Origin of the sequence: Desulforhopalus vacuolatus, from assembly GCF_016918505.1 — a bacterium.
Classification (GTDB): domain Bacteria; phylum Desulfobacterota; class Desulfobulbia; order Desulfobulbales; family Desulfocapsaceae; genus Desulforhopalus; species Desulforhopalus vacuolatus.
The window spans coordinates 75,743-88,277 of the sequence record NZ_JAFFPZ010000008.1 but is presented as its reverse complement, the minus strand read 5'-3'; the positions used below and the strand labels follow the sequence as shown (position 1 = coordinate 88,277).

At 46.2% G+C, this 12,535-nt stretch carries 11 protein-coding genes; 8 read left to right on the top strand and 3 right to left on the bottom strand.

Annotation, left to right across the window (positions count from 1 at the left end; all coding sequences use genetic code 11):
- The first annotated feature begins 59 nt into the window (after positions 1 to 59).
- The 8 genes from ybaK (at position 60) to dbpA (ending at position 7,496) form a co-directional block, all read left to right on the top strand.
- Positions 60 to 530, top strand: a complete 471-nt coding sequence (ybaK, locus tag JWG39_RS07205; RefSeq protein ID WP_205218710.1) for a Cys-tRNA(Pro) deacylase — start codon at positions 60 to 62, stop codon at positions 528 to 530.
- Between the two features lie 267 nt (positions 531 to 797).
- Positions 798 to 1,532, top strand: a complete 735-nt coding sequence (locus JWG39_RS07200) for a DUF1538 domain-containing protein (protein ID WP_205218709.1) — start codon at positions 798 to 800, stop codon at positions 1,530 to 1,532.
- A gap of 16 nt (positions 1,533 to 1,548) precedes the next feature.
- Positions 1,549 to 2,343, top strand: coding sequence for a DUF1538 domain-containing protein (locus JWG39_RS07195; protein ID WP_205218708.1), 795 nt, complete (start codon positions 1,549 to 1,551; stop codon positions 2,341 to 2,343).
- A complete protein-coding gene (locus JWG39_RS07190) occupies positions 2,333 to 2,680 on the top strand; it encodes a P-II family nitrogen regulator (protein WP_205218707.1) in 348 nt (115 codons plus the stop codon). Before JWG39_RS07195 ends, JWG39_RS07190 begins: the two co-directional genes overlap by 11 nt.
- 44 nt (positions 2,681 to 2,724) lie before the next feature.
- Positions 2,725 to 3,126 carry a CBS domain-containing protein gene (locus JWG39_RS07185; RefSeq protein ID WP_205218706.1) on the top strand — a complete coding sequence of 134 codons (402 nt, stop codon included), beginning with the start codon at positions 2,725 to 2,727 and terminating at the stop codon, positions 3,124 to 3,126.
- A gap of 335 nt (positions 3,127 to 3,461) precedes the next feature.
- Positions 3,462 to 4,085 (top strand): class I SAM-dependent methyltransferase, encoded by a 624-nt coding sequence (locus JWG39_RS07180; RefSeq protein ID WP_205218705.1) that lies wholly within the window; start codon positions 3,462 to 3,464, stop codon positions 4,083 to 4,085.
- Between the two features lie 158 nt (positions 4,086 to 4,243).
- Positions 4,244 to 5,863 carry an NAD(P)/FAD-dependent oxidoreductase gene (locus tag JWG39_RS07175; protein WP_205218704.1) on the top strand — a complete coding sequence of 540 codons (1,620 nt, stop codon included), beginning with the start codon at positions 4,244 to 4,246 and terminating at the stop codon, positions 5,861 to 5,863.
- A 259-nt stretch (positions 5,864 to 6,122) separates the two neighbouring features.
- Positions 6,123 to 7,496 (top strand): ATP-dependent RNA helicase DbpA, encoded by a 1,374-nt coding sequence (gene dbpA, locus JWG39_RS07170; protein WP_205218703.1) that lies wholly within the window; start codon positions 6,123 to 6,125, stop codon positions 7,494 to 7,496.
- Positions 7,497 to 7,912: 416 nt separating this feature from the next.
- On the opposite strand, the gene aspT is transcribed toward dbpA, so the two are convergent.
- The 3 genes from aspT to JWG39_RS07155 form a co-directional block, all read right to left on the bottom strand.
- Positions 7,913 to 9,568: an aspartate-alanine antiporter gene (gene aspT / locus JWG39_RS07165; protein ID WP_205218702.1), complete on the bottom strand. Its 1,656-nt coding sequence runs from the start codon at positions 9,566 to 9,568 to the stop codon at positions 7,913 to 7,915.
- Positions 9,565 to 11,163 carry a bifunctional aspartate transaminase/aspartate 4-decarboxylase gene (locus tag JWG39_RS07160; RefSeq protein WP_369130587.1) on the bottom strand — a complete coding sequence of 533 codons (1,599 nt, stop codon included), beginning with the start codon at positions 11,161 to 11,163 and terminating at the stop codon, positions 9,565 to 9,567. The genes aspT and JWG39_RS07160 overlap by 4 nt, the downstream gene beginning before the upstream one ends.
- 247 nt (positions 11,164 to 11,410) lie before the next feature.
- Positions 11,411 to 11,896, bottom strand: a complete 486-nt coding sequence (locus JWG39_RS07155; RefSeq protein ID WP_205218700.1) for a hypothetical protein — start codon at positions 11,894 to 11,896, stop codon at positions 11,411 to 11,413.
- Positions 11,897 to 12,535: the final 639 nt, after the last annotated feature.

Genomic DNA, 12,535 nt, shown 5'->3' with positions numbered 1-12,535 from the left:
ATACCTGACGTAAAAACAAATACGTAACACAAAAATAAAATCTATTTCACAGTAAAACTATGACTCCCGCCGTAAAAACCGCCCAAAAGAAGAAAATCAAATATACCCTGCACGAATACCAGCACGATGCCTCGACTGATTCCTATGGCATGGAGGCCGCAGAAAAACTTGGTGTGGCCCCGGAGCGGGTGTTCAAGACACTCGTTGTCAGCCTTGACAAGAAATCTCTGGCCGTCTGTATCATTCCGGTTAATGCCATGCTCAGCATGAAAAAGGCGGCAAAAGCCGCCGGGGCAAAAAAGGCTGCCATGGCGAAACCCGATGAGGTTCAGCGCAGCACCGGGTATGTACTCGGTGGCGTAAGCCCTCTTGGTCAGAAAAAACGCCTGCCCACCTTCCTTGATATTTCGGCGCAGGTGGCGGAGACGGTCTTTGTCAGTGCCGGACGCCGTGGAATGGATCTCGAACTGAAACCTCAGGCCCTGCTTGAAGCCACGGGGGGCAGCTTTGCTGACCTCGAACAGGAATAATACGGTCTACATTTTGTATTGGCGGATTCAAAGGCAGGAACGGGAAAAGGGAGAAAGGAGACGGGAGACGGGAGACAGGAGGCAGGAAAAAGCAAAAGATTTCCACGCAGTCGCGATCTCAATCTACAGGGTCTTAACGTAGAAGTTAACAGCCTGGCGGCTTTCTTTTTTTTGTAAACGTGGTTGGGTCGATGTAACGTAACAAGAGTTCCGCCCTCTTTTCGTCGCATTTACTGTCATGACATTCTGCAAGAGTCAGGGAAAAAAATGATCACTTCCATAATTCTAAACAAAATTAAGCAGTCTTTTACTGATCTGCTTCCCATTATTCTGGTTATTTCTTTTTTTCAAATCGTTGTCCTGCAACAGCCTTTACCTCAATTGGGAGAAGTCCTTTTTGGTACTCTTCTTGTGGTCGCTGGCCTCACCTTGTTTGTTCAGGGACTGGAAATGAGCCTGTTCCCCATTGGTGAGACAATGGCCCATGCCCTGGCCAGAAAGGGCAGTATCTTCTGGCTCCTCTCCTTTGCCTTTGCCCTGGGCTTCTCTACCACGGTGGCAGAACCTGCCCTCATAGCAGTGGCCTGGGAAGCGGCCAATATTGCCAGCCAGGGAGGGCTTATTGACCCCGGTCCAGAATCCCTGCAGCGATATGCTTTTGGACTTCGCATGTCTGTCGCTTTTTCTGTGGGGCTTGCTATCCTTGTCGGTGTCATGCGTATCATCCGCGGCTGGCCTGTTCATTATCTGATCATCGGCGGTTATGTTGTTGTGATGCTGATGAGCATAATTGCCCCGAAAGAGATTATTGGTATAGCCTATGATGCTGGTGGAGTAACCACATCCACCATTACCGTACCACTGGTTACCGCTTTGGGAGTAGGGTTGGCCTCATCAATCAAAGGACGAAGTCCTCTTTTAGATGGTTTTGGTCTTATCGCTTTTGCATCTCTTCTTCCGATGATTTTTGTTATGGGTTATGGACTTCTCATCTTCAGATAAAAAGGGGAATTTTTGAGTGGAATTCATGTATGATTTCGGTAAAATATTGCTTGCTACCTGCAGAGATGTGCTGCCGATTATTCTTCTCATTACCGGTTTTCAGCTCCTCGTCCTGCGTCAGCCAATTCCCCATCTGCGTCGTCTCCTTGTCGGTGGCGTTTATGTTGTTATTGGCCTTGCCCTGTTTCTGGCAGGACTTGAAAAAGCACTTTTCCCCCTGGGAAAAATTATGGCTGACCAGCTGTCTGATCCCGCCTTTATTTATGGTGCAGCGGAAATTGTCAGCGAGGCAGACTGGAAGGCGTATGGCTGGGTGTATCTTTTTGCGGCCATGATCGGCTTTGCAACCACCATCGCCGAACCATCTCTTATCGCCGTGGCGTATAAAGCCAATGAGGTATCCGCCGGGACGATCAGTCAATGGGGGTTGAGAATTACCGTTGCCATAGGCGTCGCTTTTGGAATAAGCCTCGGAACCTTTCGCATTGTCACCGGGACCCCACTTTACCTGTACATTCTTGTCGGCTATATGATTGTTATTGTACAAACCCTGTTTGCTCCCAAAAGCATCATTGCTCTGGCGTATGATTCGGGCGGGGTCACCACTTCAACAGTAACAGTACCTCTGGTGGCGGCCCTTGGTCTTGGCTTGTCCGCCACCGTGCCTGGACGAAATCCTGCCCTGGACGGTTTTGGCCTTATTGCTTTTGCCAGTCTTTTTCCAATCATTGCCGTTTTGGGCTATGCTCAGTTGATGAACTGGAAAACAAAACGCAGTACAAAAATCATGGAGAAGAGGAATGCGCTTTAAACTTATTTTATCTTCGGTAAAACCGGATCTCACTGACCATATTGTTGATTCGGCAAAAGAGGCCGGAGCCACTGGAGCGACCATCATACCGGCCAGAGGAACCGGGCTCAAGGAGGCGAAAACTTTTTTTGGCCTTTCGCTGGAAGCACAAACCGACATTATCATGTTCCTTGTCGAAGAACATTTTGTTGCTAAAATTTTAGACGCTATAAAGAAAGCGGGAAAATTTCATGAGCCTGGAACAGGCATTGCTTTTGTACTTCCAGTTGAACATGTTATCGGTTTGGAAAGCCAGATGGAAAAATTCAAAGAAGAAGTTCGAAACAGCTATTTGTAGTCAATAATTCGTCAATGATATTTGTTTCTATAAAGGGAGAAATTATGGCACCTGACAATACCACAATAATTCGGGCAAGGGACGTGATGCGTAAGATCGTGTACATTGACGGCATGGCAACCGCCAGTGAGGCTGCCGCGAAGATGCGTTCTGAAAAAGTCTACTCACTTCTTGTCAATAAAAGGCATGCAGATGATGCCTGGGGGATACTGGTTTATCAGGATTTTATTAAAGGGGTAATCATGCCCGGTCGCTCCCCACAGAAAGTGAATGTCTATGAAATCATGACAAAACCTGTTATCAGCGTGCCTGCGGATATGGACATACGCTATGTTTCCCGTCTGATTTGCCAGGCTGGAATACGAAGAGCTCCGGTTGACGATGGAGGTGAGCTTATCGGTATGATTTCTCTTGCCTCTTTGATTCTCAACAATGAACTTTTTTAATGCTTTTCTACAGCTGAAGCCTTTCGGGATTAAATAAAAAAAGGGAGACAGGAGACAGGGAAAAGCAAAAGAAGGAACAGCGAAAAACTTTTTGCCAACGAATAAAAGCTCTAATCATGCGAATAAAGGCAAAAAACTTTAAGAAGTTACGCTTTTATAAAAAATGCCATTTTTCGCATGATTAGACCATTTCTATTAAGTTATGCTTTTTTTACATCCTGTTTATCCATTCTTAATCGCCAAAAAAGATGTCTACGCAATCGTGTTCTTTGAAATGTAATTGTTATTAGTGAAAATTCGTGTCCATTCGTGGTTGCAAACTGCCGAAGGCTGATATGAAAGATCAATATAAAAATGTATCAAAAGGCTATGATAGAATCATAGAGCCCATGGTGAGAAATTTAAAAATCATGGGATTGGAAATGTCTCCAGTGAGCAAAAATACAAGTGTGTTGGATATAGGCTGTGGAACAGGTTCCTTATTAAAGATTTATCAAAAATATACTGAAAATATATCTGGTATTGACGTATCGCTTTCCATGATCAGGGTCGCCCGCAAAAAACTGAATGAGAAAGCAAATCTCATTGTTGGCAGTGCCACAAAAACTGAATTTAAACCGCATTCTTTTGATTTGATCACCTGTTCTCTTATTTTGCATGAAGTTTCAGACGTCATAAGAATAGAAATACTGAAAGAAGCGACAAGAATTCTTCAAAATAACGGAAGAATCCTCCTGATTGATTACCATCCCGGACCAATAGAAAATTTTGAAGGGGTATATTCAAAAATAGTAATAAGATTTTTTGAATTTCTGGCGGGAGGAGATCATCATAAAAATTATCGTCATTTTATAAAAAATGGCGGCCTGCCACGCGTAATCGAAAAAGCAGGATTGAAAATTGAAAAGGAAAGGATTACCGGCGGTGGGAATTTTGGAATTTTTGTTTTACGGAAATAAGCGGTGAAATTCTTTCACAAAGTGCTTATGGTTGACCTTTTTTGCCTTTACGCGGCAAAATGGAAAAATTCAGAAATAACCGCTCATTAAATGAAAATAAATGAAAACGACGAGTTACCTTCGCAACCTGCATAAATCTAAAAAACTCAATCACTTAAATGCTTAGATTAACAGAGATAAAACTCCCTTTCAAACATGACGAAGCTGACATCCTGCAGGCAATTATAAAATATCTTGGCATCCCTGCAGATGATCTTATCAGCTATACGATTTTTCGACGCGGTGTTGATGCACGAAAACCTTCCGCCATTACCTTTGTCTACACTCTTGATCTTGAAGCAGCAGATGAGGCCGGACTTCTCTCCAGATTCAAGAAAGATCCACACCTGAAAATCGCCCCGGACACCTCCTATCATTTTGTAGCCGGTGTTCCCAAAAAGCCGCTCACCACCCGGCCGGTCATCATTGGTATGGGCCCGTCCGGCCTCTTTGCCGGTCTGATCCTGGCGCAGGCCGGTTTGCGGCCGATAATTCTGGAGCGTGGCAAGATTGCGCGGGAGCGGGCCAGAGACACCTTTGATTTATGGCGCAAAGGTATTCTTGATCCGGAATCAAATGTTCAGTTCGGAGAAGGTGGCGCCGGAACATTTTCCGATGGCAAGTTGCACACCCAGATCAAAGACCGCAAACATTACGGCAGAAAGGTTCTTACTGAATTTGTTGAGGCCGGGGCACCCCCGGAAATCATGTATGTCAGCAAGCCTCACATAGGGACCTATAAACTTATTGGTATCGTGGAAAAAATGCGTGCCCACATCCTGTCCCTGGGGGGAGATATTCGCTTTCAGAGCCGGGTGGATGATGTCCTTGTTGAAGACGGTCAGGTGCAGGGGGTTGTATTGGCCAGTGGTGAGCGTATCCCCACAAATCATCTCATTGCAGCCATTGGCCATAGTGCCCGCGACACCTTTGAGATGCTTCTCCGTCGTGGAATTTATATCGAGGCAAAGGCTTTTTCCATAGGCTTTCGCATTGAGCATCCCCAGTCCCTTATTGATCGCGGTCGCTATGGCAAAAACGCCGGCAATCCGCTGCTCGGTGCCGCCGACTACAAACTTGTTCATCATACCGGCAATGGCCGAACGGTATACAGCTTTTGCATGTGTCCGGGAGGCACTGTCGTTGCTTCAACCTCTGAAGCCGGTCGGGTAGTAACAAATGGCATGAGCCAGTATTCGCGCAAAGAACGAAATGCCAACAGCGCTATTGTGGTAGACATTTCACCCAAAGATTACCCGGGTGGCCCACTGGCCGGTATGGAATTTCAACGTTTTTGGGAATCACGGGCCTTTGAGCTTGGCGGGAGTAATTATCATGCGCCGGGACAACTGGTGGGTGATTTTCTGGCCGGTCGGCCCTCTTCCGCGTTTGGTTCGGTACAGCCCTCCTATAGCCCCGGCGTTACCCTCTGCGATCTCAGTAAGGCCCTGCCGGAGTACGCAATTACTGCCATCCGCGAAGCCCTGCCCGCCTTTGCCAGACAAATCAAAGATTTCGACCTGGCCGATGCCGTTCTCACCGGGGTGGAATCCCGTACATCCTCGCCGGTGTGCATCAAACGCAACACCGACGATCTGCAGAGTATCAATACCAGAGGATTCTATCCCACGGGTGAAGGTGCGGGGTATGCTGGCGGCATACTCTCCTCAGCCGTGGATGGTATTAAGGTCGCCGAGGCCGTGACTTTAAATATGTTGGCTTCAGAACCTCAAGATTAAAAAGGAAAAGGGGAAAAAGGAGACGGGAGACGGGAGACAGGAAAAAGCAAAAGGCGATAAGACATTTTTTCACCGCGAAGAACGCGAAGGAAGGCAAAAAGCATTATTGAGAAAAAAGTTTTTCGCTGTTCCGTCTTTTGCTTTTCCCTTTCTCCCGTCTCCTTTCTCCTGTCTCCCTTTTTCCGTCTCCTGCCTTTGAATCCGCCAATACAAAATGTAAATGGTCTTACAGGCCTGAATTTAATAAAAAAAAGGATTTATGAGTACTTTTAACGCGTTACCATTAACCAAAGCAATGATTGAAAATCTGGACACTCTGGGATACCACGAGATGACTCCAGTTCAGGCGGAGAGCCTGCCCCATGTACTTCAAGGTGATGACCTGCTGGCCCAGGCAAAAACGGGAAGCGGGAAGACCGCAGCTTTTGGTATCGGCCTGCTGCACAATCTGAATGTGAAGCTCTTCAGGGTGCAGGCCCTGGTGATATGCCCCACCCGCGAGCTGGCAGAGCAGGTGGCTGTTGAGCTGCGGCGCATAGCCCGATTTAAACACAATATCAAGATTGTAACCATCTGCGGCGGGGTTCCTTTCCTGCCCCAGCAGAGTTCTCTGGAGCATCAGGGACATATTGTAGTGGGAACTCCCGGGCGTATTGAACAGCATTTAAAGCGCGGAACAATGAACCTTGATAATGTCACCACCCTTGTTCTCGATGAGGCGGACCGCATGCTGGATATTGGCTTCGCCGACAGCATCGAAGTTATCATGGGGTATGTTCCTAAAACTCACCAGACTCTTCTTTTTTCTGCGACCTTTCCAAAGCCGATCCTGAAGCTCAGTACGCGCTTTCAGAAAAACGCGCACCGGGTGATAGTGGATGCTGAGCACGAAGAAAACGTTATTCGACAATATTTTTACAAATCAAAGGAGGATCAAAAGCCCGCTGTTACTGCGCAGATTTTAGCAACGTGCAAGCCTGCATCGACACTGATTTTCTGCAATACAAAACTGCAGTGCAGATCTCTGGCAAAATTTCTTGAGGCAAAAGGCTTTTCATCTCTGGCCATTCACGGTGACCTTGAGCAGAAGGATCGAACTGAAATATTGGTGCGTTTTTCCAACGGCAGCAGCCCCATTCTGGTTGCCACGGACGTCGCCGCCAGGGGCCTTGATATTTCAGAGCTCAGCACGGTAATCAACTTTGACCTTCCCTTTGAGTCGGAGGTGTATATCCACCGCATCGGTCGGACAGGCCGGGCCGGAAAAGAGGGCATGGCTTTTTCTCTTATGGCACCTGGCGAACGCTTCAGGCTGGAAGAGATAAATACCCTGATGGGTACTGCTTTTGAGGCTTCAGATATCAAAGAGCTTGAGCCCTCAACCGAAAAGAGCGCACCTCCCATGGTAACCTTCTCCATCAACGGTGGACGAAAGACCAGACTTCGCCCTGGAGATATTCTCGGTGCTCTTACCGGAGATGCGGGAATTGCCGGAAGCTGCGTGGGTAAGATCAACTGCTTTGAGTTCTATTCCTACGTGGCCATCGAGCGCAAGATGGCGGATAAAGCCGAAAAAGCGCTCTCCAAAAACAAAATCAAGGGCCGCCACTTTATTGTACACCGACATGAGTAAGACCATTTCGATTACGTTGTGACCTCTCTAAATGCCATTTTCACTTTCTATTGGTGAATTTAAAGGCAGGGAAAGGGGAGAAAGGAGACGGGAGACAGGAGAAAGGGAAACGCAAAAGGTGGAAAGACTGGATGACCAACGAAACACACGAAAGATTCTCTATATAAAATGCTCCTTTCGCATGTTTAGAGTATTCCTTTGGCAAAAAAATCTTTTATCTTGCGGGTATTGATTATACAAATCCGGATACAATTCTGCCGCGATATCCCCGTAGTGGCAATATGGCGTTGTCTTTGTGGGAAGGATGTCCTTGTAGAGACGCCCAATTTGGGCGTCTTCAGCACAACAGGTGGCTCATCTCACAACAGGGTACCTTGAATATTCAAGGTACCCTTCCGGACAGCAACGGCCATCACTCAGAGAAAAGCAATGACGATTGGCCCCATAAGTGTCAGTAGAATATTGCCCACTGCATAACCTGGCGTATAGCTGAGCGCAAAGATACTGGTACCATATTCTTCGTTTACCGCATTCAACCCGGCAGTAATAGTTCCTGCACCGCACTGCCCGCCAATGATATCAACAGCATTCATCCTCAGCGCGTATTTGGCAAAGAATATCGATAGAATATGCGGCACGATCGAGACTATCAGCCCAATAACCAGCACCATGTACCCCATCGATTGCAACGCAGGGATAAAACTGGCCCCCGCCTCGATCCCGACGATGGCAATAAACAGGTTCAGGCCAACGCTTTTGAGAAACCAGCGCGTGGGTGCAGGAATCAGGCCAAAATGCGGGTGTTTGTCGCGATACCACCCCATCAACAAACCCATGAGCAAGGCACCGCCCCCACCACCCAGTGTAATGGGAATAGAAGCACTTCCCAAAGTAATGGCGCCGACGATCAAACCAAGTACGATACCAGCGCTGAGAAAACTGACATCGGTATCGCTGCCCACCTGCTTCGGATAACCAAATTCGTGCACAACTTTTTCAATGGAGCGTTTGGGACCAATCAGCGTCAATGTGTCTCCTGCCTGCATATCATTTCGATCCGAAACTGCATTGCCTTCGCACTTATCGGAAACAATCACGATATTATTTGCATAAAGATCCTTGAGGTGATCACGACGAAACACCCTGGTCAGCATGACATCAACTTGCTGCAAATCGACAGACTGATATTTCTCATCAAACGTTTCCGTAAGGCCATTACCCTCCAACTGAACCATATCCGAGAGGTCGCCAATAACCAGGATGATGTTATCGGCGGTAATCTTTGTTGCCAAAGAAAAAGCAACGCTGGAATTATTTCGATACAATCCCTCGACTATAATCTGGTCCTGGAACTGAGCTTCGAGCTGCGCCACGGATTGCCCGATATATGATGATCCCTTTTCCACGATAAATGATCGGAGCTTCGTTGGGCTGACAGCTGTTGATAGCGGTGTATCCCCATGATAATTGTGCTTTTCGATCATCGCTTTCGTTTCTGCGCGGAGATCTGCACCTAAGAGCTTCGGGGCAATATTTTTCAGTAGAATAATCACACCAACCGTTCCCAAAACGTATGTGAGTGCATAGGCAACAGCTACCTGCGATTGCATCTGCTGCTGCATGCTCGCAGAGATACTCAGATCACTGATCGCGGTTGCGGCTGTGCCAATTATCGCGCTTTGGGTCAGCGCGCCTGCAATTATGCCTGCTGCCTCGCCAGGTTGAATGTTGAAAATCTTGAAGCACGCCATGGCCACACCCAGAGCGGCCGCAGCGAAAAATACTGATTGAAGAACAACTTTAATTCCTGATGATTTCAGGCTGCGAAAGAATGACGGCCCGACTTCGTACCCGATCGTAAAGATGAAAAGGCTAAAAAATATCGTCTTTATGTTGCCATCAATCTCAAACTTCCCGAGATGCCCGATGAGCAAGCCGACCAGAAGCGTGCCAACGGTCGCCCCGACAACCAATGTTTTATACCTTAATCTGCCCAGCAAATAGCCCAATGCAAGACAAAGGAAGATAGCAATAGTTACGTGATGGAGCATATATTGCGAGATAAAGGTCATTCTTTTATCTCCTCTTTACTGCTGAATTCAACATGATACTCAGCAAGCAATTGCAATATTCGCTCACCAAGTATTTCATAGCTCTCGTCAGGCAGGTTGGCCTGTGAAACGCGAAGCGTGCCCGGCGACGCTCCAAAACCAACCCCTTCCATCAGCACAACGCCCTCTTCTTCCGACAGACGCAGGAGAAAATCAATTTCCTCGAATTTTGTTCGCAACCAGGTTTCGAAATCGGCATCGTAACGTTTGCGGGCCAACTTATAGATATCTATCAGACAGTAGTATTTACTGTTCGTACGCTCATTATCCTCGGTGATTCCCAACGTCGACATAAGGGTGCTATAGCGATCTGCTACGATTTTCTTCGATGACTCTATATAAGGATCGTTTTTCCCTGCTATCAGGCTGGTCAACGAGAAAAGCGCCATCATCGCCTGTTGGGGGGTGGACAGACCCGACGTATGGTACAGACCAATCGAGCGACTATCTGCAGTCAGACGTTCAATAAATGGCAGCTTGCGGGGCTCGTTTGTCACAATGCTGTAGTTTTCATCGAACTCTTTTTGTGTAGCCTCCGGCATTGCCGCGATCAGATCGTCAAACACATTTTTCTTGTTGACCGCGATGGTACCCACACGCCAGCCGGTGGCTCCGTAAAGCTTGGAATAGGAATAGACGAGGAGCGTGTTGTATGGGGCGACCGCATATACCGTCTGAAATCCATTGACGAAGGTACCGTAGACATCGTCCGTAATAATAATCAGATCTTTTCGTTTGGATGCAATTTCTTTGATCTTATCCAATTCGGGCTGCCCAAGGGCGCGGGCTCCGGGATTTGAAGGATTGACGAGAAAAAACGCCTTGATTGAAGGGTCGAGCAGCTTATCAAGCTCCTCGGTCTTCATGTGCCAGTCATTTTCCTCTGTCGCACAAAGGTCGATCTCTGCCATGCTGTACATGGTCAGATGAGGAATCTGGAGATAGGGGGTGAAGATCGGCGTGTTAATCGCGATTTTATCCCCCTCCTTAATCAAATGATTGCGGCGTAACGATTCAAAGATATAGACGATCGCTGCTGTTCCGCCTTCGGTAGCAAACAGCGTTGTTTGTTTTGCAATATCGACGCCGCCGTAGAGTTTTTCCTGCAAATAGGTGTTGACGATTTGCTCCAGCTTGACGAGAAATCGACTGGGAACCGGATAATTGTTTGCAATAATTGCATCAGTGAACTCCTTAACCACTACATCTTCGTTCATTCCCAATTTCTGGACACAATACTCCAGTGCCTGACTCAGGAAGGCGTCTGTTTGATTCTTTTCGTCCAGAAATGCAGTAAAACGCCCGGCTATTCCGTCTAAAGTAGTATATCCGGCCAGATCGCCTTCATCAGTCGTACGCTGCGATTCCTCCACGCCAAAACTGATAAAACGTGCAAAAGCAAGACGAGCCCTGGTGTTAATCCAGTTTGGATTGCCACGTCCAGCATTAAGAAACGAGTTGTGACGCTCATTATTCTTTGCTAAACCCAGCATTTTGCTGCTCACTTCAAATGCCCCCAGCTTTTCCAGTGATTGCTCGAACTTTCTGTCAGTCATAACGCTTGATCCTTTCGTAGATTTCATAAATACTCCTGTATTTAGTTGGTGTTTTTGACTGATGCTTTTGCACTGCTGTTGCACTTCTTGTACTACTCCAGCGCCTCCCTTTCTCTTAATTTATGCCCCGTTTAAGGATACCCAATCCCGGCTGTATCTGTTCTAATAACTCTTGGAATTGCTACCCGTTTATTCCACGCAGTTGTGTTTTGTGGTCAATACAAAATGTAAATAGTCTCAGGTCATTTCACTCCGAGAACTGCTCCATATCCTGATTACATTTCATTATATCCATCATATTCTCTGCTTTTTCAATACATGGCATTATCTGTTCTACACGTTGAATATTTTCTTGGAATTCTGCAAGAACTTGTTCTTTGGTGTTTTCATCCCAGATGAAAGGATCTTCATCGTCGCTAAAATCTTCATCTAATCCCAGTTTTTGGGAAAGTTTAGATGCTTTTTCAACGCATCTATCCGCATCTTTTTGAGAGGAGCAACCTTCCAGACAGCTCGCAAAACTTTTCATCATTTTCAGCATTTTTGGCATCTGATCTTTTTCTTGCTGAAACTTGGCTTTAGCTTGAGGTGAATTCATCATTTGCTGTATAAACATGGCCCCTTGTTCTAGTTCTACTTCACTCATATTGAAATCTGTACTTTTAGACTGAGCCATAACCGGCATCAAAACCAGCAGAGAAAGTAGTGTTAGAAATTTCACAGCTTGTGTCATTGTCGAGATCCTTTTTTGTGGGGGTTATTGGAAGAAAAACAATACATAAGGGTACCTTGAATAATCTTGTATTTCGTTCATATTCGAGGCACAGGAGAAAATTTACCGGAGCTATATGTTTGATATTGCGAGGATAAATTTTCGACTGTAACGAAGAAGATGGGCGAAAGACTGATTATTCAAGGTTCCCATAAAAATAATGCGTGAAAAGTATAGTAGCTAAGTCCCTAAATTTAGTCAATAAACAACTTCCAATGAAAGAGCGCAACTCATCAACTCTCTTAAAATAACTGGCATGCGAGTCGGTCTGTTCGTGGTTGGAAACTACAAAAGGAACCACGGAAACCACGAATGGACACGAATAAACACGAATAACATCATTCCTATTAAGTTATGACCTTGCTAAATGCCATTTTCTATTGGCGAATTGAAAGGCAGGGGGACGGGAGACAGGGAAAAGCAAAAGACGGAACAGCGAAAAACTTTTTGCCAACGAATAAAAGCTCTAATCATGCGAATAAAGGCAAAAAAAATTAAGAAGTTACGCTTTTATAAAAAATGCCCTTTTTCGCATGATTAGACCATTTCTATTAAATTATGCTTGTTTTACATCCTGTTTATCCATTCGTAATCACAAAA

Excerpts from the sequence above, each read along its gene's own strand:
- JWG39_RS07155 (WP_205218700.1), bottom strand. The coding sequence starts at position 11,896 with ATGACACAAGCTGTGAAATTTCTAACACTACTTTCTCTGCTGGTTTTG.
- JWG39_RS07180 (WP_205218705.1), top strand. The coding sequence starts at position 3,462 with ATGAAAGATCAATATAAAAATGTATCAAAAGGCTATGATAGAATCATA.
- aspT (WP_205218702.1), bottom strand. The coding sequence starts at position 9,568 with ATGACCTTTATCTCGCAATATATGCTCCATCACGTAACTATTGCTATC.
- ybaK (WP_205218710.1), top strand. The coding sequence starts at position 60 with ATGACTCCCGCCGTAAAAACCGCCCAAAAGAAGAAAATCAAATATACC.
- dbpA (WP_205218703.1), top strand. The coding sequence starts at position 6,123 with ATGAGTACTTTTAACGCGTTACCATTAACCAAAGCAATGATTGAAAAT.
- JWG39_RS07160 (WP_369130587.1), bottom strand. The coding sequence starts at position 11,163 with ATGACTGACAGAAAGTTCGAGCAATCACTGGAAAAGCTGGGGGCATTT.
- JWG39_RS07200 (WP_205218709.1), top strand. The coding sequence starts at position 798 with ATGATCACTTCCATAATTCTAAACAAAATTAAGCAGTCTTTTACTGAT.
- JWG39_RS07190 (WP_205218707.1), top strand. The coding sequence starts at position 2,333 with ATGCGCTTTAAACTTATTTTATCTTCGGTAAAACCGGATCTCACTGAC.
- JWG39_RS07185 (WP_205218706.1), top strand. The coding sequence starts at position 2,725 with ATGGCACCTGACAATACCACAATAATTCGGGCAAGGGACGTGATGCGT.
- JWG39_RS07175 (WP_205218704.1), top strand. The coding sequence starts at position 4,244 with ATGCTTAGATTAACAGAGATAAAACTCCCTTTCAAACATGACGAAGCT.